This window comes from Cerasicoccus maritimus (assembly GCA_031296935.1).
Lineage (GTDB): Bacteria > Verrucomicrobiota > Verrucomicrobiia > Opitutales > Cerasicoccaceae > Cerasicoccus > Cerasicoccus maritimus.
Genome location: JAVDPD010000064.1, coordinates 1 through 602, shown reverse-complemented (window position 1 = coordinate 602; position 602 = coordinate 1). Strand labels below are relative to the sequence as shown.

General features: G+C 59.6%; 1 protein-coding gene. It reads right to left on the bottom strand.

The genetic code is table 11. From position 1 onward, the window contains the following. A partial coding sequence (locus tag RBB62_RS20165; RefSeq protein WP_309401093.1) for an IS66 family transposase occupies window positions 1-602 on the bottom strand: 602 nt, incomplete at both ends.

Sequence of the window (602 nt, the reverse complement as noted above, 5' to 3'; positions counted from 1 at the left end):
GCATTTTCCATCAGATTGTTGTCGATCTCGGCGATGCCGTGCTGCTGGAAGGCGATGAGCTGTGGCCATTGCGAGATGGCGTAAGTGCAGGCTTTGCCGAGCGTGGATTTAGGCAGAGCTTGTCGACTGGCGATGGAGATGACTTTTTTCAGGCGCCTCAGGGTGATCTCGTTTTCGCGCTGACGGCGGCTCTGGCGCTTTTCGGGCGAGAGCGTTTGCTCGCGATAGATCGCCTCGCGTTGGTAAAGTTTGCCGATGAGTTTGAGCACGAGCGTGGCTTCACGCGGATGCGACTTGAGCGCTTCGTAAAACTTGCGCCGGGCATGAGCCATGCAGCCTAAGGCGGTGACGCCGTCGCGCCGGGCGTAATCTTGGTAAGCGCCGTAGGCGTCGGATTGGAGCAAGCCGCGATAGCCATCGAGCAAGCTGGTTAGCTCTCCATGACGGCGCGACAAGCGCCAGTCGAAGACCACGTCGCCGCCGGAACGCGAGATGGCCCAGAGCCAACCCTGTTCGGTTTTGCCTTTCTTTTGATCGGGGTCGCAGTAGCGAACGGGAGTCTCATCGGCCTGGATGTAACCGCTGCTCAGCAGGTCGCTTCG